At 63.8% G+C, this 19,719-nt stretch carries 20 protein-coding genes and 1 pseudogene; 2 read left to right on the top strand and 19 right to left on the bottom strand.

Annotation, left to right across the window (positions count from 1 at the left end):
• Position 1: 1 nt before the first annotated feature.
• The 19 genes and pseudogenes from HB778_RS27095 to HB778_RS27005 form a co-directional block, all read right to left on the bottom strand.
• Positions 2–751 (bottom strand): ABC transporter permease, encoded by a 750-nt coding sequence (locus tag HB778_RS27095; protein ID WP_183458402.1) that lies wholly within the window; start codon positions 749–751, stop codon positions 2–4.
• Positions 748–1,686, bottom strand: a complete 939-nt coding sequence (locus HB778_RS27090) for an ABC transporter ATP-binding protein (protein ID WP_183458400.1) — start codon at positions 1,684–1,686, stop codon at positions 748–750. The genes HB778_RS27095 and HB778_RS27090 overlap by 4 nt, the downstream gene beginning before the upstream one ends.
• Positions 1,683–2,882, bottom strand: a complete 1,200-nt coding sequence (locus tag HB778_RS27085) for an ABC transporter permease (RefSeq protein ID WP_183458398.1) — start codon at positions 2,880–2,882, stop codon at positions 1,683–1,685. Before HB778_RS27085 ends, HB778_RS27090 begins: the two co-directional genes overlap by 4 nt.
• Positions 2,883–2,901: 19 nt before the next feature.
• Positions 2,902–3,813, bottom strand: coding sequence for a glycine betaine ABC transporter substrate-binding protein OsmF (gene osmF, locus HB778_RS27080; protein WP_183458396.1), 912 nt, complete (start codon positions 3,811–3,813; stop codon positions 2,902–2,904).
• Positions 3,814–3,993: 180 nt separating this feature from the next.
• Positions 3,994–5,211 carry an MFS transporter gene (locus HB778_RS27075; RefSeq protein WP_183458394.1) on the bottom strand — a complete coding sequence of 406 codons (1,218 nt, stop codon included), beginning with the start codon at positions 5,209–5,211 and terminating at the stop codon, positions 3,994–3,996.
• A complete protein-coding gene (gene nusB, locus HB778_RS27070; RefSeq protein WP_019857616.1) occupies positions 5,208–5,708 on the bottom strand; it encodes a transcription antitermination factor NusB in 501 nt (166 codons plus the stop codon). Before nusB ends, HB778_RS27075 begins: the two co-directional genes overlap by 4 nt.
• Complete coding sequence (gene ribH, locus HB778_RS27065; protein WP_096456999.1) at positions 5,705–6,199, bottom strand: 6,7-dimethyl-8-ribityllumazine synthase; 495 nt, start codon at positions 6,197–6,199, stop codon at positions 5,705–5,707. The genes nusB and ribH overlap by 4 nt, the downstream gene beginning before the upstream one ends.
• Positions 6,200–6,444: 245 nt before the next feature.
• Complete coding sequence (locus HB778_RS27060; protein ID WP_183458392.1) at positions 6,445–7,062, bottom strand: riboflavin synthase; 618 nt, start codon at positions 7,060–7,062, stop codon at positions 6,445–6,447.
• 126 nt (positions 7,063–7,188) lie between these two features.
• Positions 7,189–8,318, bottom strand: a pseudogene (gene ribD, locus HB778_RS27055) (bifunctional diaminohydroxyphosphoribosylaminopyrimidine deaminase/5-amino-6-(5-phosphoribosylamino)uracil reductase RibD).
• A 2-nt stretch (positions 8,319–8,320) separates the two neighbouring features.
• Positions 8,321–8,800 carry a transcriptional regulator NrdR gene (gene nrdR / locus HB778_RS27050; RefSeq protein WP_013895995.1) on the bottom strand — a complete coding sequence of 160 codons (480 nt, stop codon included), beginning with the start codon at positions 8,798–8,800 and terminating at the stop codon, positions 8,321–8,323.
• A gap of 79 nt (positions 8,801–8,879) precedes the next feature.
• The gene (locus HB778_RS27045; protein ID WP_183458390.1) at positions 8,880–9,209 is read right to left on the bottom strand and encodes a GlpM family protein; all 330 of its coding nucleotides are present in this window, start codon (positions 9,207–9,209) and stop codon (positions 8,880–8,882) included.
• Positions 9,210–9,240: 31 nt separating this feature from the next.
• Entirely contained in the window at positions 9,241–9,819 is a 579-nt protein-coding gene (locus HB778_RS27040) for a hypothetical protein (RefSeq protein ID WP_183465240.1), read from the bottom strand.
• 94 nt (positions 9,820–9,913) lie between these two features.
• Positions 9,914–11,227 (bottom strand): serine hydroxymethyltransferase, encoded by a 1,314-nt coding sequence (gene glyA / locus HB778_RS27035; protein WP_095201590.1) that lies wholly within the window; start codon positions 11,225–11,227, stop codon positions 9,914–9,916.
• A 186-nt stretch (positions 11,228–11,413) separates the two neighbouring features.
• Positions 11,414–13,057, bottom strand: a complete 1,644-nt coding sequence (locus HB778_RS27030) for a Na+/H+ antiporter (protein ID WP_183458388.1) — start codon at positions 13,055–13,057, stop codon at positions 11,414–11,416.
• Between the two features lie 180 nt (positions 13,058–13,237).
• Positions 13,238–14,491 carry a L,D-transpeptidase family protein gene (locus tag HB778_RS27025; protein ID WP_183458386.1) on the bottom strand — a complete coding sequence of 418 codons (1,254 nt, stop codon included), beginning with the start codon at positions 14,489–14,491 and terminating at the stop codon, positions 13,238–13,240.
• Positions 14,492–14,826: 335 nt separating this feature from the next.
• A complete protein-coding gene (locus tag HB778_RS27020) occupies positions 14,827–15,213 on the bottom strand; it encodes a hypothetical protein (protein WP_183458384.1) in 387 nt (128 codons plus the stop codon).
• Between the two features lie 153 nt (positions 15,214–15,366).
• Entirely contained in the window at positions 15,367–15,882 is a 516-nt protein-coding gene (gene ldtR, locus HB778_RS27015) for a transcriptional regulator LdtR (protein ID WP_095201593.1), read from the bottom strand.
• A gap of 238 nt (positions 15,883–16,120) precedes the next feature.
• Positions 16,121–16,543, bottom strand: a complete 423-nt coding sequence (locus tag HB778_RS27010; protein ID WP_095201594.1) for a DUF6163 family protein — start codon at positions 16,541–16,543, stop codon at positions 16,121–16,123.
• Positions 16,540–17,583: an enoyl-CoA hydratase/isomerase family protein gene (locus tag HB778_RS27005; protein ID WP_183458382.1), complete on the bottom strand. Its 1,044-nt coding sequence runs from the start codon at positions 17,581–17,583 to the stop codon at positions 16,540–16,542. Before HB778_RS27005 ends, HB778_RS27010 begins: the two co-directional genes overlap by 4 nt.
• A 185-nt stretch (positions 17,584–17,768) precedes the next feature.
• Between HB778_RS27005 and HB778_RS27000 the strand changes: the two genes are divergently transcribed.
• Positions 17,769–18,590, top strand: coding sequence for a DUF2066 domain-containing protein (locus HB778_RS27000; RefSeq protein WP_183458380.1), 822 nt, complete (start codon positions 17,769–17,771; stop codon positions 18,588–18,590).
• An 89-nt stretch (positions 18,591–18,679) separates the two neighbouring features.
• On the top strand, positions 18,680–19,711 hold the full coding sequence (gene hemB, locus HB778_RS26995; RefSeq protein ID WP_183458378.1) for a porphobilinogen synthase: 1,032 nt from the start codon (positions 18,680–18,682) through the stop codon (positions 19,709–19,711).
• Positions 19,712–19,719 lie beyond the last annotated feature (8 nt).

Genomic DNA, 19,719 nt, shown 5'->3' with positions numbered 1-19,719 from the left:
ACTACTCCGCCTCGCGTCCCATCCGCCGCGCCGCATAGCGCTCGACCGCCGACAGCCCGTCATAGATCAGCACGGCAAGGGCCGCGACGATCAGGCCGCCCTGCAGGATGAAAGCAAGATTGTTGGACAACAGGCCGGCGATGATCACCTCGCCCAGCGTCTTGGCAGCCACGGTCGAGCCGATGGTGGCGGTGGCAAGACCGATGACAACCGACAACCGGATGCCGCCCAGGATGATCGGTGCGCTGAGCGGCAGTTCGACCTTGATAAGCCGTTGCCAGCCGGTCATGCCGGCGCCGCGCGCGGCCTCGACGACATTGGCCGGCAGTGTCGTCAGCCCGGTCAGCGCATTCTCGAAGATCGGCAGCAGGCCATAGAGAAACAGCGCGATCAGCGTCGGCCATTCGCCGAAGCCGACAGCAGGCACGGCGAGCGCCAGAACCGCCACCGGCGGAAAGGTTTGGCCGATGTTGACCAGGCTGCGCGATAGGGGCAGGAATTCGGCCCCGGCTGGCCTTGTGACCAGGATGGCGAGCGCAACAGCCACAATGGTCGCGGCCAAGGTGGCGAGCAGGACGGTGCGCAGATGCAGCAGCGTCAAGGTCAGCAGGCTGCCCTGATTGTAGATCACCGGCGCATTGTTCTCGGTCAGCGGCTTCAGCAGCGGTTCGAACCAGACGGGATTGGTGAGGAAGGCGACGAGCAGCACCACAAGGGCAAGCCGCAGCAGCGCCGGCAGCCAGGCTTTCATGCCGGCCTCGCCGCGCGCTTGATCAGCCCGTCCACCGTGATGCGGCCGAGCGGTTTGCCGTCGGCGCCTTGCACCGGCAGCGCCGGCCGGCCCGACCACAGGAGTTCAGCCAGCGCATCGCGCTGGCTGGCATCGCCGGGAATGGCTACGCCATCGGCGCTGCCATTCTCCACGGCGTCACGCACCCGCCCGAGCGACAACAGCCTGAACGGCCTTTCGCTGGCGCCGACCAAGGTCTCGACGAAATTGCTCGCGGGGTTTGCGAGGATCTCGGCGGGTCTGGCGTATTGCACGAGCTTGCCGGCATCCATGACGGCGATCTTGTCGCCCATGTGCACGGCTTCCTCCATATCATGGGTGACAAGGATGATGGTGGTGCCGAAGCGCTTCTGGATCGCCAGCAGATCTTCCTGGGCCTTGGTGCGGATGATCGGATCGAGCGCGCCGAACGGCTCGTCCATCAACAGCACGTTGGGTTCGGCGGCGAGCGCGCGGGCCACGCCGACGCGCTGCTGCTGGCCGCCGGACAGTTCGTGCGGGTAGCGCGGCCCGTAGGCCTGCGGATCGAGCTGATAGAGCGTCATCAGCTCATCGACGCGGGCCTTGATGCGGTCCTTGTCCCAGCCGAGCAGCACCGGCACGGTGGCAATATTCTGCGCCACGGTGCGATGCGGAAACAGGCCGTGCCCCTGGATGGCATAGCCGATGCTGCGGCGCAGTTCGTAACCGGGCACGGAGCTGTTGTCGACACCGTCGAGCTTGATGATGCCTGATGTCGGCTCGACCAGCCGATTGATCATGCGCAGCAGCGTCGTCTTGCCGGAGCCGGAGGTGCCGACAATGACGCAAACCGTGCGTGGCTCGATGACCATCGAAACATTGTCGACGACCGTTGTCGCGTCATAGCGCTTGGTAATGCCTTCGATCTCGATCATGCCGTTTCAACCCTGCGCTTGGTGGCGGTCATTTCGATCACGGCGTCGAGGATGATGGCTGCGGCGAAGGCGAGTGCGACCGTCGGCACCGCACCGAGCAGCACCAGGTCCATCGCCGTCTGGCCAACACCCTGGAAGACGAAAACGCCGAAGCCACCGCCGCCGATAAGCGCTGCGATGGTGGCAAGGCCGATGTTCTGCACCAGCACGATGCGGATGCCAGTGAGGATCACCGGGAAGGCCAGCGGGAACTCGACGCCGAACAGGCGCTGGCGGTCGGTCATGCCCATGCCGCGCGCCGCGTCGTTGGCGGCACGCGGCACGCCGGCGAGCCCGACCACTGTGTTGGCCACCACCGGCAGCAGCGAATAGAGAAACAGGGCGACGAAGGCAGGTGCCGTACCGATGCCGCGAATGCCGAGCGCTGCAGCCCCCGGCACATGGGTGGCGACCCAGCCGAGCGGCGCGATCAGCAGGCCAAACAGCGCGATCGAAGGAATGGTCTGGATGATGTTGAGCACGTTGAGCACGCCGGCCCGCAGCCTTTCGACGCGGTGGCAGAGGATGCCAAGCGGCAAGCCGACGATGACCGCAGCGGCCAGAGAACCGAGCGCCAACGTCACGTGCTTGGAGCCTTCGGCCCAGAAACTGTCGGCGCGATTGAAATATTCTTTCAAGATCGACAAATTGTCCCAGCTTCCCGACATCAACAGCAGGCCGATCGCCAAAGCCGCGACGACAAGCACGCCAACTCGCGCCAGGGGCGACAGGTTCAGCCTTGTCAGCACATCGGCCAGCAAAAGCGTGAAGGCAAAAATGAGGATCCAGAAACCGGAGGCCGGCGATACTCTGGCAAAGGTGTTGCCGGCCGGTGTTAGGAATGTGCCGGCGACGCCGACGAGCAGCGCGAGCGCGGCAAGCGCCACCACGCTGGCGGCAAGGCGCAGCACAAGCGGTGTCCTGAACAGCGCTATGAGCGCCGCGGCGACGATGATGGCGAGCAGCAATGCTCCTGTCGTAGCCGGCAACGCTTCGAGAATCGAGCGCGCCTGCCCCGGAACGATGCGGTTGGCGCGGAATGTGGCGAAAGGAGCGAGGAACGCCGCATAGGCCGCGATCGCGGCGATGACCACGCCGAGCTTGTCGAACCGAATGTTCACGCCCTCCCCCGTCGGTCGTCCCGGCGCGCCACGCATGCGGCGCGCCGGAATCGTCCTACTTCAGAAAGCCGTTCTTCTTCAGGAAGTCCTCGGCGACGCCCTTGACCGGCTCGCCGCCGACCTGGACGCGGCCGTTCAGTTCCTGCAGCGTGACGAGGTCGAGCTTGGCGAAGACCGGCTTCAGCAGCGTCTCGATCTCGGGATGTTCCTTGAGCACGGATTCGCGGATGATCGGCGCCGGCTGGTAGACCGGCTGAACGCCCTTGTCGTCCTCGAGCACGACCAGGCCGGACGGCGCAATGCCACCGTCGGTGCCATAGACCATGGCGGCGTTGGCACCGCTGGTCTGGTTGGCCGCAGCGGCGATGGTCGCCGCCGTGTCGCCACCGGAGAGCGTGATCAACTGCTCGGGTTTCAGCTTGAAGCCATAGGTGGTCTGGAAGGCCGGCAGTGCCGCCGCCGAATTGACGAACTCGGCCGAAGCCGCCAGCACCACCTGGCCGCCGCCGGTGACATATTTACCGAAGTCCGACAGCGTGACGAGCTTGTTCGCGTCCGTTACTTCCTTGCGCAGCGCGATCGCCCAGGTGTTGTTGGCCGGCGCCGGCGACAGCCAGACGATCTTGTTGGCGTCGTAGTCGAGCTTCTTGGCCGTCTCATAGGCCTTGGCGGCATCCTTCCACACGGGGTCATCGGCCTTCTCGAAGAAGAAGGCAGCGTTGCCGGTGTATTCGGGATAGATGTCGATCTCGCCGGCGGTGATCGCCTTGCGCACCACCGGCGTGCCGCCGAGCTGGATGCGGTCAGTGGTCTTGATGTTGTTGGCGTTGAGAACGAGCTGGATGATGTTGCCGAGCACGCCGCCCTCGGTATCGATCTTCGAGGAGACGACCACCTGAGCACTGGCGGATACCGCCGTGACGGCCAGCGCCAAAGCCGCGCCGGCGAAAACCTTGACTGAAAACATTGTGAAAACCTCTTGCTGTGAACCGGAATGCGGTGGCCGCATATGAGCATGGCTTCAACGGCCAGTCGGGGCACACGGTTTCATAACAATAGGTACAGGCGCAATAATTTTGTTCCGGCGCGGCAAATTCAACCGAAGCAATCCTGACAACATCATGTCAGGTCAATAGCAAATTAAGGATCAGGCGCTGGCCTTGCGCAGGCTCGTCAGCTTGAGCGCGCCGAGCGCGACGAAGCACAGGACGGTGACCGGAAAGATCATCCAGTTCAGCATCTCCCAGCCCCAGGCGTTGTAGACCATGCCCGACAGCAGCGACGCACAGGCGACCGAGCCGAACAGGACGAAGTCGTGAAAACCCTGCACCTTGCCCTTTTCCGACGGCCGGTAGCTGGCCGCCACCATGGCGGTGGCGCCGATGAAGCCGAAATTCCAGCCGAGGCCGAGCAGGATCAGCGACGTCCAGAACTGCCACAGTGCCAGGCCCGACAAAGCAACTGCAGCACAGCCGATCAGCAGCAGCAGACCGATGGCGACGATACGTTCGGCGCCGTAGCGATGGATCAGCGAGCCGGTGAAGAAGCTCGGCGCGAACATCGCCATGACGTGCCAGGAGATGCCCAGCGTCGCATCGTCCTCCGACAGGCCGCAGCCGACCATGGCCAACGGCGCGCCGGTCATGACGAAGCTCATCAGCGCATAGGCGCCGACGGCGCAGAACAGCGCGGCGACAAAGCGCGGCCTGGTGACGATTTCTGAGAGGGGTCTGGCATCACCGTCGGCAATTTCAACCTTGCTCGCCGCCTTCGCCGGCAGGCGCAGAAACGACAGGATAATGGCGCCGACCACGGCCAGCGGCAGGATGGAGGCGAATGACCCGGCAAACATCACCGGCGCGAACAGTTCGCGGGTGAAGATGACGATCTGCGGCCCGAGGATGGCGGTGATGATACCGCCGGCCAGCACGAAGGAGATGGCGCGCGCCTTGAACTGCGGCGGCGCGTTGTCGGCGGCGGCGAAACGGAACTGCTGGACGAAGGCGCCACCGATGCCGATCACCAGCAGTGCGAAGGCGAACAGCCAGAAACTGCCGTGGAAAAGCGCCAGTGTGGCAATCAGGCCGCCAAGCGCGGTGACGACGGTTCCGGTCATGAAGCCGCCGCGCTGGCCCAGCCTGCGGATGATGGCCGCGGCCGGCAGCGCGCCGAGCGCCACGCCGATGTTGAAGCCAGTGATCGGCGCCGTCGCCAGCGATTTGTCGGCACCGAGCAGATATTGCCCGGCCAGTGCGCCCATGGAGATGGCGATGGGTGCCGCCGAGCCGATAATCGCCTGCGAGGCGGCGAGGATCAGCGCGGTGCGCCGCGCATCCCTGCCCGCCTCGACAGCGATGGCCGTCACGATGCGTCCTTGCCGCGCCCCTCGCCGCGCACCCGGCGTGACACGCGGTCGAGCACGGCATTGACCAGCTTCGGCTCGTCTTCCTCATAGAAGGCCTTGGCGATGTCGACATATTCGGAGACGATGACGGCCACGGGCACATCCTCGCGCTTCATCAATTCATAGACGCCGGCGCGCATAATGGCGCGCAGCGTCGAATCGAGCCGGGACAGCGGCCAGTCATCGGTCAGCGCCTGGCGGATGACCGGATCGATGGTCTTCTGGTTCTCGACGACGCCGGTCAGGATGGCGCGGAACCATTGGGCATCCGCCTCGCGATAGAGCGCGCCGTCGACTTCCTTGCCAAGGCGAAACGCCTCATATTCGGCGGTGATCTCGAAGACACCGCTGCCGGCGACATCCATCTGATAGAGCGCCTGCACGGCGGCCAGACGGGCGGCGCCGCGCTTGTTGGCATGGCGCACCGCGGGCTGTCCGGGCGAAGCGGGTTCGCTCACGATCGCGCTCCCAATTGTTCCTTGAGCGCGATCATGGTCAGCGCCGCACGCGCAGCAAAGCCTCCCTTGTCGCCCTCAGAGCGCTTGGCCCGCGTCCATGCCTGGGCGTCGTTCTCGGTGGTCAGGATGCCGTTGCCGATGCAGACCGAGTCCTGCACGGACAGGTCCATCAGCGCGCGGCTGGATTCATTGGCGACGATGTCGAAATGGTAGGTGTCGCCGCGGACGATGGTGCCGAGCGCGACGAAGCCGTCATAATTTGTGCCGCCTTCGGCGGCGCCGTCCAGCGCGAAGGTGATCACCGCGGGAATTTCGAGCGAACCTGGAACGGTGACGACGTCGTAGGTCGCGCCCGCTTCGTCGAGCGCGCTTGTCGCGCCGTCGAGCAGCGCGTCGGCAAGATCGTCGTGAAAGCGCGCTTCGACAATCAGCAGATGCGCCTTCGCCTTCGGACGAATGAAGGCTTTGCCGTGTTGGGATGTGCCTGCCATAAAAATCTCCGGGGGTTGCCGGTGACTTAGGCCGAAGCCGGATTGATCGCAAGCGGAAGATGTTACGATGCGACGTTGGGTGACCTATTCGGCTTGGGTCGTTGCACGCTTTGTGCGATCGGCCAGGCTTTTTGCCCAAGCGTCAACTTCGTTGTGATCAATCACCCGGCCAGCATCGACATCCGCCAATGCCTCGAGAGTCATCTTTCGACGGTCGGCTACCTCGTCCGTGCTCGGCTGAACCATCAAAGCCCCTCTTTCGCCGCCTCCGCCAGCCGCGCGGCGTAGCGGGCCATGGTGTCGATCTCGAGATTGACGCGGTCGCCGGCCTTGCGCTCGCCCCAGGTGGTGACGGTCAGCGAATGGTGGATCAACAGCACGTCGAAGCGGGTGCCCTCCACCTTGTTGACGGTGAGCGAGGTGCCGTCGAGCGCGACGGAGCCCTTTGGCGCGATGAATTTCGCCAGATGGCGCGGCGCTTCCAGCGTGAAGCGCACCGCGTCGCCCTCGTCCTTGCGCTCGACGATCTCGGCGGTGCCGTCGACATGGCCCGACACGATGTGGCCGCCGAGTTCGTCGCCGATCTTCAGCGCCCGCTCGAGATTGACCTTGCTGCCAGATTTCCAACCCGAGGCCGTGGTCAGCCGCAAGGCCTCTTCCCAGGCCTCGACCTCGAACCAGCGGGCATTCGAGCCGCTGTCGGGCAAAGCCGTGACCGTCAGGCAGACGCCGCCGCAGGAGATCGACGCGCCAATGGCGATGGTTTCGGGGTCATAGGCGGTATCGATGCGCAGGCCGACGCCTTCGCTCAGCGGCTTGACGGCCGCGACGGTGCCGATATCAGTGACAATTCCGGTGAACATCGATGCTGATCCCTAGAGCATGATGCCGAAAAGTGTGAAGCGGTTTTCGGACGACATCATGCTCTATCTCTTTGATTTAGAGCCGGATTCAGATTTCAGGTCGACTCGACCTGAAATCATCCGGCTCTAGAGGTCTCTTACCCACTCGGCGTAGCTGTCTTCGCCGAAGCGCATCTCGCGCAGTTTGCGGAAGCCTGCCGGGATATGGTCAGCATCAACCGGCGATGCAATGCCATCCTCGCCAATCGCCTCCGGCCCCTGGAACAAGACAATGCGGTCGACCAGCTCCTCGTCCAGGAATGCCTTGGCGACCTGGGCGCCGCCCTCGACCAGCACGCTTGCCATGCCGAGCGCCGCCAGGTCCTCGAGAAGTTCCGGCAAGGCGACGACGCCGTCATGGGTTTCGGTACCGATGAAGCGCACGCCGGCGCGTTCGAGTGCGGCGCGACGGTGTGGATCGGCTTCAAGACAGGCAGCGACATAGAGCGGCACGCGGTCGACACCGGAAACCAGCTTCGAGGCTTCCGGCAGTCGGATCTGGCGATCGAGGATGATGCGCGCCGGCGAACGGTTTTCCAGCCCTGGCAGGCGCACGGTCAGCGCTGGGTCGTCTTCCAGCGCCGTGCCGATGCCGATCAGGATGGCATCCGACTCCGCGCGCATCAGATAGACGTCGCGGCGCGCGATCTCGCCGGTGATCGCAACCTGGCCGGCGCCTTTCCTGCCGATCTTGCCGTCGCTCGAAAGCGCAAGCTTCAGCGTCACTTCCGGGCGTTTTCGCAGAGATCGAATCAAATAGCCCGCCATCTGCTCGGCGGCTTCCGCGGCCAGCACCTTCTCCACCACCTCGATGCTGGCAGCGCGCAGGATGGCATAGCCCTTGCCGGAGACGCGCGGATCCGGATCGCTGGCAGCACCCACGACACGCGCAATGCCGGCATTGACCAGCGCGTTGGCGCAAGGCGGCGTGCGGCCGTGATGGGCGCAGGGCTCGAGCGTGACATAGGCCGTGGCACCCCGCGCCAGTTCGCCGGCCTCGGCCAGCGCCTCGGTCTCGGCATGCGGCCGGCCGCCGACGGCGGTGACGCCGGTGCCGACGATCATCGGCCCAGCGCCATCATCACGCACGATGATCGTGCCGACGGAAGGATTGGTCGAGGTCCGGCCGGCGTTCCTGCGCGACAGCCGCAGGGCGCGGCCATGAAACGACGATCAAGGGCCGCTTGCTCGGCCCCGCTCAGTTGCGATGCTGCCATGCTCAGCCGGCTTCCTCTTCGCTCTTGTCTTCGTCGCCCTTCAACTCGCCCAGCAGCTCATGGAAATCCTTGGCCTCGCGGAAATTGCGGTAGACCGAGGCAAAGCGCACATAGGCGACATCATCGAGCGACTTCAACGCCTCCATGACCAGCCGGCCGACCTCGCCGGAAGCCACTTCCGTCTCGCCGGAGCTTTCGAGCTGCCGCACGATGCCGGTCACCGCGCGGTCGATGCGTTCGGGATCGACATTGCGCTTGCGGACCGCGATCTCGACCGAGCGCAACAGCTTGTCGCGGTCGAACGGCACTTTCCGGCCCGACTTCTTGACCACGACCAGATCGCGCAACTGAACGCGCTCGAAGGTGGTGAAACGGCCACCGCAATCAGGGCAGACACGCCGCCTGCGGATCGCCGCGCCATCCTCGGCGGGGCGCGAATCCTTCACCTGCGTATCTTCGGACTGGCAATAGGGACAGCGCATGAAAAGCCTTGGGTTCGCGAATCTGGTGAGGCGAAAGGCTTAGAGCCTTTCCGGTCGGGATTGAAGCCGTTCCGTTTCTTCAGAGATAGCGAGGCGCGAGGAAGATTGCCAGCGCGACAACCAGCCAGACGGCGATGCCACCGACGACAGCCAGGCGATAGTCGACCTTGTCGATGAACAGCCAACAGGCGCCAAGGAAGGCAAGATAGGCGGGAATTGTCTTCATCCCGGCAAGGCAGGCATCGCGGAACCCGCCCGGATCACCCTTGGCGCCGACGGCGAGCAACGCAATCACGGCAAAGGTTGGCGCCAGCGGCAGGATCCCGGGCAGGACATTGCCTCGCTTGGACAGCCAGACGATCAGCGCCGTCACCAGCCCACCGACCACGCCCTTCCAGACAATGTCCATCCGCGCCCCTATTCCGACCAGTTCGTCGGCATCACGGCGCGACGTCCTTGGTCGGAAAGCCGCAGGACGTTCCGAGATTGCGGTAGGCCTTGGTGAAGCCGTCCATCGGGATGCTGGCGACAGCCTGCTTGCCGAAGGTCACATCGAGCGAGATGACCTGGCGCATGGCACGCAGCAGCGCGAGACTGGTCTTGGCCTGATTGTCGACCGTCCAGCTCGGACGGCCGATGATGGCATTGTTGGAATAGACCGTCGCCGAAACCTTGACGCCGGGATCGCCGAACGTCGCCGCGATCTTCTCGCCGGTCGGCAGCTCCTTGTTGTCGACAGTGAGCATGATGGCCGGATAGGCATCAGGCGGCAGCGCATCGCCTGTCGAGATCGACAAGGTCAGTGTGCCCGAATTGCCGTTCGCATCGAAGAACGCCGTCGAAGCCGCACAGGTCTTGCTTGTATCCTGGCCGCTGTCGAGCACATCGACGATGGTTGTCCATTTGCCGAAGGTGCTGGTGGCGGGCGTCTCCGGAGCGGGCGGCGTCTGCGCCAAGGCGGACCCGCAAACGGCCAGCCAACCGACAACGCCGAGTGAGGCGAGACAAAAATTGCGCATCATCAAGTCTCCAGTTCCATGCGTCACCCGATTAGGGGTGACGCAGTGCCGGCGAATAAGAGATGACGCTTCGCGCCCGGTCAATCGAGGATGGTCAACCGAGATACGGGTAGAGCGGAAAACGATCGGTCAGCGCCACGACCTTGGCCTTGACCGCCGCTTCGACCGCGGCATTGCCCTCGTCCGAATTGGCGACCTTGAGACCATCCAGCACTTCGGCGATCAGCTTGCCGATCTCGCGGAATTCGGCCTGGCCGAAGCCGCGCGTGGTGCCGGCCGGGGTGCCGAGGCGCACACCCGAGGTGACGAAAGGCTTTTCCGGGTCGAAGGGAATGCCGTTCTTGTTGCAGGTGATGTTGGCGCGACCAAGGGCTGCCTCGGCGCGCTTGCCGGTGGCGTTCTTGGGGCGCAAATCGACCAGCATCAGATGGTTGTCGGTGCCGCCGGAGACGATGTCGAGGCCCGTCTCCTTGAGGCTCGAAGCCAGCGCCTTGGCGTTGGCGGCGACACTCTCGGCATAGAGTTTGAAGCTCGGCTTCAGCGCTTCGCCGAAGGCCACCGCCTTGGCGGCGATGACATGCATCAGCGGGCCGCCCTGCAGACCGGGGAACACCGCCGAGTTCATCTTCTTGGCGATGTCTTCGTCGTTGCACAGGATCATGCCGCCGCGCGGGCCGCGCAGCGACTTGTGCGTGGTGGTCGTCACCACATGGGCGTGCGGCAATGGCGAGGGATGCACGCCGCCTGCGACGAGGCCCGCAATGTGCGCCATGTCGACCATCAGATAGGCGCCGACCGCATCGGCGATCTCGCGAAAGCGCTTCCAGTCCCAGATGCGCGAATAGGCGGTGCCGCCGGCCAGGATCAGCTTCGGCTTGGTCTCATGCGCGGTCTTCTCGATCGCGTCCATGTCGAGCAGATGGTCTTCCTTGCGCACGCCATAGGAGACGACCTTGAACCATTTGCCGCTCATGTTGACAGGCGAGCCATGGGTGAGATGGCCACCGGAATTGAGGTCGAGGCCCATGAACGTGTCGCCCGGCTGCAGCAGCGCCAGGAACACCGCCTGGTTCATCTGGCTGCCGGAGTTCGGCTGGACGTTGGCGAAATTGCAGCCGAACAGCTTCTTCGCCCGTTCGATGGCCAATTCCTCGGCCACGTCGACGAACTGGCAGCCGCCATAGTAGCGCTTGCCCGGATAGCCCTCGGCGTATTTGTTGGTCATGATCGACCCCTGCGCCTCGAGCACCGCGCGGGAAACGATGTTTTCCGAAGCGATCAGCTCGATCTCGTGGCGCTGGCGACCAAGTTCATTGCGGATGGCGCCGAAAATCTCCGGATCGGCGTCTTCCAGCGTGGTTTCGAAGAAGGACTCGAATTTGTTCGACGCTGCCGCTGCTGTTGCCATGGCCTGAAAATCCTCCGGTTCGGGGCAATTTGTCTATGCTTATCGTTGCCCCAAAACCGCTGCACACTTTTGGGCGACACGCATTGCCGCGCCATTAACACAGTTGTTTTCGACCCGCCACGTTTGCGGCGCGAAATTTGCTGGCCGGTTTGCGGCAGAGACGGCAAATCCGGTGCGGCAGGAGCCCTAGCTTCGCGCCTGCCTGCCGTTCAAAAGGGCTTCCGTTAGCGTAATCTCGGTAAACAGCGCCCGCGCCGTGTGGTCGTTGATCTCGCCGCGGCGAAGCATGGCGCGCAAGGCGTCACGCTCGGCGGCAATGCCGGCAAGCCTCAGATCGATTTCCAGCCTGCCTGCCTCACGCACCTCGGCGCGCGCCTCATCGGCCTCGTCGGACGCCGCGATGCGTCGCCGGTAGGCAGCGACAATGCCGTTGGCGGCGGCGAGCCGGACGCCGGGTACATCGCCCTCCTCTTCATCGGTCTGCGTGATGCTCTCGAGGTGGGCGATTGCCGCCTTCGCCGCACCGACGCGCGCCATGCGCTCCTCGGCAGCGCCGGCGTCTTCGCCCGGCTCGACCAGGCCGCGCGCAATCACCGGCAGGGCCAGGCTGGCGATCACCAGGGAGCAGATGATGACGCCGGCGGCGAGGAAGATGACAAGGTCGCGCGCCGGGAATGGTGACCCATCCTGCAGAGCCAACGGCAGCGACAATATGCCGGCGAGCGTGATGGCACCGCGCACGCCGGCCACCGATCCGGCGAGCCGCACGCGCAGGCCGAAGGGTTCGGCCTTACGCTTGCCCAGCCGCGCCGCAAACCCCGCCGCGATGTCGCCAATCCAGATCCAGAGGAAGCGCAGGCCTATCAGGCACAGCGTCAGCAGCAGAACCGTCAGGACCGGCTCCAGAAGCCAATGGCGGCTGGATAGCTCGGGCGGCACCTTGCGGATGATTTCAGGAAGCTGCAGACCGAGCACGATAAACAGCGCGCCGTTGAAGACGAAGGAAAACGTCGTCCACAGCGAGATCGTCTGCATGCGCGCCGAGACGCCGAGGAAGCGGAATATGCCGGTGCTGCCGGTCAAGAGACCGGCGGTCACCGCCGCCAGGATGCCCGAGGCGCCGAAATGCTCGGCGCCGAGATAGGCGACGAAGGGAAGCAGGATGGTGATCAGCACCTGCGCCTCGGCCGGCACGCCGCCGATGCGGTTCAACAGCTGCAGCGCCTTGGCGGCGACGAACAAGGCCGCCACGCCGGCCAGGATGCCGACCGCCACGGCGTAGACAAAACTCAGCGAGGCGGCGGCGAAGGAAAAACTGCCGGTCAATGCCGCCGCGACGGCAAAGCGGAACATGACCAGGCCCGATGCATCGTTGAGTAGCGATTCGCCTTCCAGAATGTGCATCAGGCGCGCCGGAACGACGTTCCTGTCGACGATCGAGGAGACGGCAACCGCATCGGTCGGCGACAGCACGGCGGCAAGCGCGAAGGCAACCACCAGCGGAATGCTCGGCACCAGCCAGTGCAAGGCATAGCCGAAGCCGACGATGGTGAAGAAGACGAGGCCGATGGCAAGGTCGAGGATCGGCCCGCGCAAGGCGATCAGCTCGCGCTTGGGCGCGCCAAAAGCGTCGCTGAACAGCAGCGGCGGAATGAACACCAGCAGGAACAGTTCCGGATCGATCTCGACATGGATGCCGCCCACCGGCCATGCGAGCGCGGCGCCTATGGCGATCTGCAGGACGGGCAGCGGCACGCGCACCAGCCGCACCAACGCGCCGGAAACGGCGACGAAGACGAGCACGACGAGAATGAAGATGGCGGTTTGCATGGCGCGATTCCGGCTGTTGCCGGACCATGCGCAATCGTCGGCCTCGCGTCCAGACAGGCTGCGGCGCGGCGATGGCCGAGACGGCAGCAGACCGTGTGGCCAGCATCAAGCCGATGATCTAACGTTTCCGCAAACAAAAAGACCGCCCTTCGGCGGCCTTTCGCTAGAATTATCAGTCGCTTAGAGCGAAGATGTGATCTGGAGCTCGCTGGCGCCGTCGAGTGCGTAGACGTCGTCGCGGAACTGGACGACGCCCGGTCCGGTCGACCAGGCCGAGAGATAGAGGAAGTGCACCGGCACCGGATTGGTGACCTGGATCGGCGTGTTCTGGCCGGTCTTGATCGCCGCCTCGAAATGCTGGCGGTCCCAGCCGGGCGTGTCGCGCAGGATCCAGGTGACAAGATCGCGCACGTTCTGGACGCGCACGCAGCCCGAGGAATCGAAGCGCATCATCTTGCCGAACAGGCTCTGCTGCGGCGTGTCGTGCATGTACACGCCGTCCGGGCTCGGGAAGTTGATCTTGACCGACGCCATGGCGTTTTCCGAACCAGGATCCTGGCGGAACCGGTACTTGGCGGCATCATCCGTCGACCAGTCGACATTCATCGGATCGACTTCGCTGCCATCCGGCGCGAAGAGGCGGATGTGGCTGTTCTTCAAATAGTTGGGATCCTTCCGCATCAGCGGAATGATGTCCTTGCGCACGATCGAGACCGGCGCGTTCCAATACGGGTTGACGATGATCTCGTTGATCTTGGAATTGACGATCGGCGTCTGGCGATCGATCTTGCCGACGATAGCGGTGTGGCGGAGCACGACGCGGTCGTTCTCGACCGCTTCGATCTGCGCGGCGGGAATGTCGACCAGCACGTAGCGGTTGCCGAGCGTGCCGGCCTTCTCCTTCAGCCGCTGCAGATTGGTCTGCAACTGGCCGAGCCGGACCTGCGCCGAAACATTCATCGCCGCATAGGTGTATTTGCCCATGGAGCCGTCAGCCGGCAGGCCATGGCGCAACTGGAACCGCTTGACGGCCGAGTCGACATAGGAATCGAAGGCCGTCGAAATGCCGGCGCTCTGCGACAGATCGCCCGCAACCATCAGGCGCTTGCGCAGCGGCACCACGTCCGGATCATCGACGCCGAGTTCCAGTTTCTTGGTCGCGGGAACCTCTACCCAGCCGCCCTGCCCGACAATGTTCTGATATTGCGCGACCGCCTGCTCGGTGAACGCAACGGTCTGCGGGCTGAAGATCGGCAGCGTCGAGGCCACCTTGCCGCCTTCGCTGGCGCGGGCGTCGAACTGGTCGTCCCAATTGCCGCGGGCCGAGGATTTCAGGATATCCCCGATCACATCTTGCGCGCTCGCACGGCCGGCCACCATGGCGGCGGCGAGCAACGAGGCTCCGGAAAGGAAAAAGCGGCGGCTGGTTCTCATGGACGTTCCAGACATAGGTAGCGGTTCGATCAATTGCTGCGTCGATCATCGGGCGATCTCGCCCGCACTCTAAAATTGGCAATCTTAACAATTAGCCAACCATGGCCCGTATCACGTTGGCAGGAAACGCACGCAGCGCGATACGGTTGCGGGTGGACGCATGGTCTTCACCACAGCATCACTGCCACTCTCGGTTCCATTGGAATATGGCGGCAACGTGGCCTTGCGCCCAATTTGGGGCGCCCGGCGTGGCGAAATGAAAGGGGCGTGGTTTTTCGGTACCGACCCACGTTGCCAGCGCTGGGACGCCTCGCGGAGGAACAGCTTCGTCCCAGCTAAGGCTGTGAACTGGTTTTGGCCTCCAGCTCCGAACACCGTTGCAGCACCTGATACTCGGGATATCGCAATATTTTGTTGTCCGGAAGTTTGAGCAGAAGCGCGCGTCGCTTTTCCACGCTCTGCTCATCGTCCGAGGAGGTCATGTCCAGGACGACGGCGTCCAGGCCTCTGAGATTCTGGACTCTGTCGAGAGTGCACCCAACTTCCCACATGTCCACCGACTTGTCGGTGAAGGTCACTCTGGAGTCATTGTTGTCGCAGGGGCTGCTGCCTTCCATGGCGAAGGAGTCTTTCCACCACTCCTGCGCAACGGCCGTTCCCGGTGCCAGCAGGAGCGCCGCGGCGACCGAACAGATTTTGAAGCAGCTCCTTCGACCCATCATGCCTCCTTCTGTGGCGACATTAGGCATTGCGAAGGCGAAAGCAAAGCGTGCGGCATCATCAGAAAAAGGGCCGGTGCTTTCGGCACCAGCCCCTGACTGAAGGTCGCTAAGTCGGCCGCGCTTCTATGGCGCGGGCCAAATCGTTGCGGCGCCTTACATCCGGTAGGCGATGGTGTCGTTCCAGAAGCGGTCGAGCCGCTGCAAGGCGCGGTTCATCTGCTTGAACTCGTCGGTGTTGATGCCGCCGACCTGTTCGATCGAGCCGACATGACGCTCATAGAGACCAGCGACGACGTCGGCCACCTCGTTGCCCTTCGGGGTCAGCGAAACACGGACCGAACGACGGTCGATGCGCGAGCGCTGGTGGTTGATGAAGCCGAGATCGACCAGCTTCTTCAGATTGTAGGAGACGTTCGAGCCGAGATAGTAGCCACGCGAGCGCAGTTCGCCGGCGGTCAGCTCGGAATTGCCGATGTTGAAGAGCAGCAGCGCCTGGATGGCATTGATGTCGGAACGGCCGTTACGGTCGAACTCGTCCTTGATCACGTCAAGCAGACGGCGGTGCAGCCGCTCGACGAGCTGCAGCGATTCCATGTACAGGGTACGGATAGCCTCGCGGCGATCGTCGGATACGTTGGCGGTCTTCGCCGCCGGACGCGAATTGATCATTGTCTTTGCCTCTCGTTTGTCGCCCTGGTGATTTTTTGTTTTTCACCTTGATCGCGACACTATCGAATACTCATAAAATTCGACTTAAACGCTAGGGCTAACAAGAGCTTACCGGTAAGAGGTTTCGAAAGAGGCTTAACGAACGGTCACCCGAGCAAGGATAATTAACCTAAAGGCTTAGGCACCTTTCGCGGGGCTCAAATCCGGCGTTTGCCAAGTCGTCAATGCCCTCAACGGCTTAGTGCCGTACGGGGCGTTTCTGCAGCCAGATGACGACGCGAAAGACGATGTAGAGCAGCGCCACCGCCGCGTGCGAGACGACGATCAGCGGGCGATGGCCGAAAAGCTCGGGAAATCCGGCATACATGACGGTCTCGGTGACCGCGCAGATGAACCAGATCACCGGCCCCCAGGAGGCCAGCATCCACAAGCCCGCCGCGGCAAAGGGGAAAAACACGGCGAGCATCACCGCCGCCACTTGCCAATGCACGGGCATCAGGTCGAAGCGCCAGAGCGGGCCTGGGTAGAAGCCGATCAGCTTGATCCAGTAGAGGATGCCGAACAGCAGGCAGTAGCCGGCGATGACGCGCTGGAACCAGGCGAAGATCACCTCGACCGTCGAGGGCTGCAGCACGATGCGTCTCGACGTCACCTCGCTCATAGCGGCAGTTCCCGTTCACCGAGCGGGGCGAAATAGGCCTCGACATCCGCCTCGCCGACCGCATCGAGGCTTGCCGGCCGCCATTGCGGCTTCGATCCCTTGTCGATGATGGCCGCGCGGATGCCTTCGTAGAAATCGTGGCCGGCAAGCATGCGGTTGAGGATACGAAACTCCATCTTCATGCAGTCGTCCATCGACAGCGTCTGCCCGGCGCTGATCTGCCGCCAGGCAACGCGAAGGCTGGTCGGCGAACGCATGCGGATCGTCGCCAGCGTCTTGGCCGCGAACTCGTCGGTGCTTGCCGCCCGATCCAGACTGTGGACGACATCCTGCAGTGACGGCTGGTTGAAATGGCGCGATATCGCTTCCAGCGTCGGCCTGTCGGTCTCCCGCTTTGCCTGGACGAAGAAACCACGCAGCACCGATTCCGGATCGCCGGTCAGCACCAGCTGATCGAGGAAGCTTGCCTGGTCTTCGGCCTTGATGGTGTGGGTGGCCAGCCCCGACCACAGCGCATCGCCATAGCGGATGCGGTTGCCGGTCAGCGCCAGATACATGCCGAAAGAGCCGCCAAGGTCGGGCAGCAGATGGCTGGCGCCGACATCCGGGAAAAAGCCGATGCCGACCTCAGGCATGGCGAACTGGGCATTTTCTGTCATCACCCGGTGCGAGCCGTGAAAGGAAATGCCGACGCCGCCGCCCATGACGATGCCGTCGATGAGTGCCACATAGGGTTTCTTGAAGCTGTTGATGCGGGCGTTCAGCCGGTACTCATCGGCAAAGAACTCCACCGGCGGCTTTCCAGCCCGACCGGCCTCGTAAATGTGCAGGATGTCGCCTCCCGCTGAGAACGCCCTGCCCTCGGCCTTGACGAGGACGACATCCACGCCGTCATCGCGCTCCCACGCACCCAAGGCTTGGCCCAGCGCCTTGACCATACCATGGGTGACGGCATTGAGCGCCTGCGGCCGCGTCAGCGTGACGACACCGGCTCTGCCTAGCCGCTCGAAGCGGATCTCGTCGCCGCCGCCAAAATCCATCGCCAGAGAATCCCTCCCCCGCGCCTGCGGGACTGAAGTGCTAAAGGCGGCGCATGGGTGCGTCAATGGCAGCAGCCTGTTCCCGCGGTCTTGGCGGCCGGCGGTGGCCGATGCTATGAAGATCACCGCTGTAGCAAGCGACACGCCGATATTGCGGCGCGGACGGCTTCGAGGGACAGTTGGCCATGCCCGGATTTCTTCGTGCCGCGCTCTTGACGATCGGGCTTATAATTGTTGGCCTTGCACCGCGCCCGGCAGTCGCCGTCACGCTGAACGAACTGTACCAGTCTCAGACCATCGTCACCGGCCAGGGCGAGGCGAACCGCCAGATCGGCTTCAGGGATTGCCTGGACCGAGTGCTGGTCAGGGTTTCGGGCGATCAGCGCCTGCCGAAAAAGCCGGAAATGCTGGCACTGCGCGACAAGGCCGGCAGTTTCGTCGACGCCTTCCGCTACCACGACCGGCTGGAGGGCATTCCGATCCATGACGAGCAAGGCACGCATGACCGGCCGCATGATCTGACCTGTCTCTACAAGCCCGCCACGGTCGACAAGCTGCTGGCACAGCTCGGCAGCAAGCCCTGGCTTGGCGAGCGACCGACGCTTGCCGTCTTTCTCAGCACCGAACAGGGCGCTCGGCATTTTTTGCTAAGCGCCGAGGAGGACCGTGGCGAGACGATGCGCGAGTCCTTCGCCAATGCCGCCGATCCGCTGTTGATGCATATCGCGTTTCCGAAGGCTGCGCAGATAGCCGACCTGGGCGATAAAGTGCTGCGCTCTGAAGACATGGCAAGGCTGGACCGGCTGGCCAAACAGGCCGGCGGCGCGCAAGCGCTCGTCGGCAGCATCGTATGGAGCGACAAGGAACTCGGCTGGATCGCCGATTGGCGACTGGCCAATAATGGTGAGACCTATCGCTGGCAGGTACGTGGCGTCAGCTTCGACGAGGCATTTCGCGTGGCAATCGGCGGCGCGGCACAGATTCTTTCGGGGAATGGGCCGCCCTGAAAGGTGGCGGCTTTGCCTCTGGCACAATCGTGTCGCATTGGTCAGCGGCAAGGGCTCGTGGTAAAAGCCGCCAAACGAGAGTTTTGGCAATGAACAAATTCACCCCGACAAAGCCAGCCGGCGCGCGCAGCGTCGACGACATTACCGGCAGCCGCCGCCTGCGCCGCATGCGCAAGGCCGACTGGTCGCGCCGCCTGGTGCAGGAGAACCGGCTTACGGTCGACGATTTGATCTGGCCGATCTTCGTCGTCGAGGGCAGGCAAGTGCGCGAGCCGATCGCCGCCATGCCCGGCGTCTTCCGCCTGTCGGTCGACCTTGCCGTCAAGGAGGCCGAACGCGCGGCAAAGCTCGGCATTCCGGCACTGGCCACCTTCCCCAATGTCGACCTCGGCTTGCGCGACCAGACCGGCTCGCACATCCTCGACCCGGAAAACATCATCAACCGCGCCACCCGCGCGATCAAGGACGCGGTGCCCGGGATCGGCATCATCACCGACGCGGCGCTCGACCCGTTCACCAGCCACAGCCATGACGGCATCCTGCGCGACGGCATCATCGTCAACGACGAAACGGTCGAACAGGTCGCGGCGGCGGCCGTCATTCAGGCAGCGGCGGGCGCCGACATCATCGCGCCATCCGACATGATGGACGGCCGCATCGGCGCCATCCGCGACGCGCTCGACGCCAACGGCTTTCAGGACGTGGCGATCATGTCCTATGCAACGAAGTTCGCCTCGGCCTTCTACGGCCCTTATCGCGAGGCGGTCGGCACCGCCGGCCTGCTCAAGGGCGACAAGAAGACCTATTACCTCGACCACGCCAATTCGGACGAGGCGGTGCGCGAGGCCGAGCAGGACATCGCCGAAGGCGCCGACATGCTGATGGTGAAGCCCGGCCTGCCCTATCTCGATATTATCCGTCGGCTCAAGGACGAATTCCAGATGCCGACCTTCGCCTACCAGGTGTCGGGCGAATATTCGATGATCAAGGCGGCGGGCGCCAATGGCTGGATCGATGGCGAAAAGGCGATGCTGGAATCGCTGCTCGCCTTCAAGCGCGCCGGCTGCGACGGCATTCTGACCTATTTCGCGCCGGAAGTGGCGCGGATGCTGAAGGGGTAGCAGCGCCC

Origin of the sequence: Mesorhizobium huakuii, from assembly GCF_014189455.1 — a bacterium.
GTDB lineage: Bacteria > Pseudomonadota > Alphaproteobacteria > Rhizobiales > Rhizobiaceae > Mesorhizobium > Mesorhizobium huakuii_A.
This window is presented reverse-complemented; position numbering and strand designations above follow the sequence as displayed.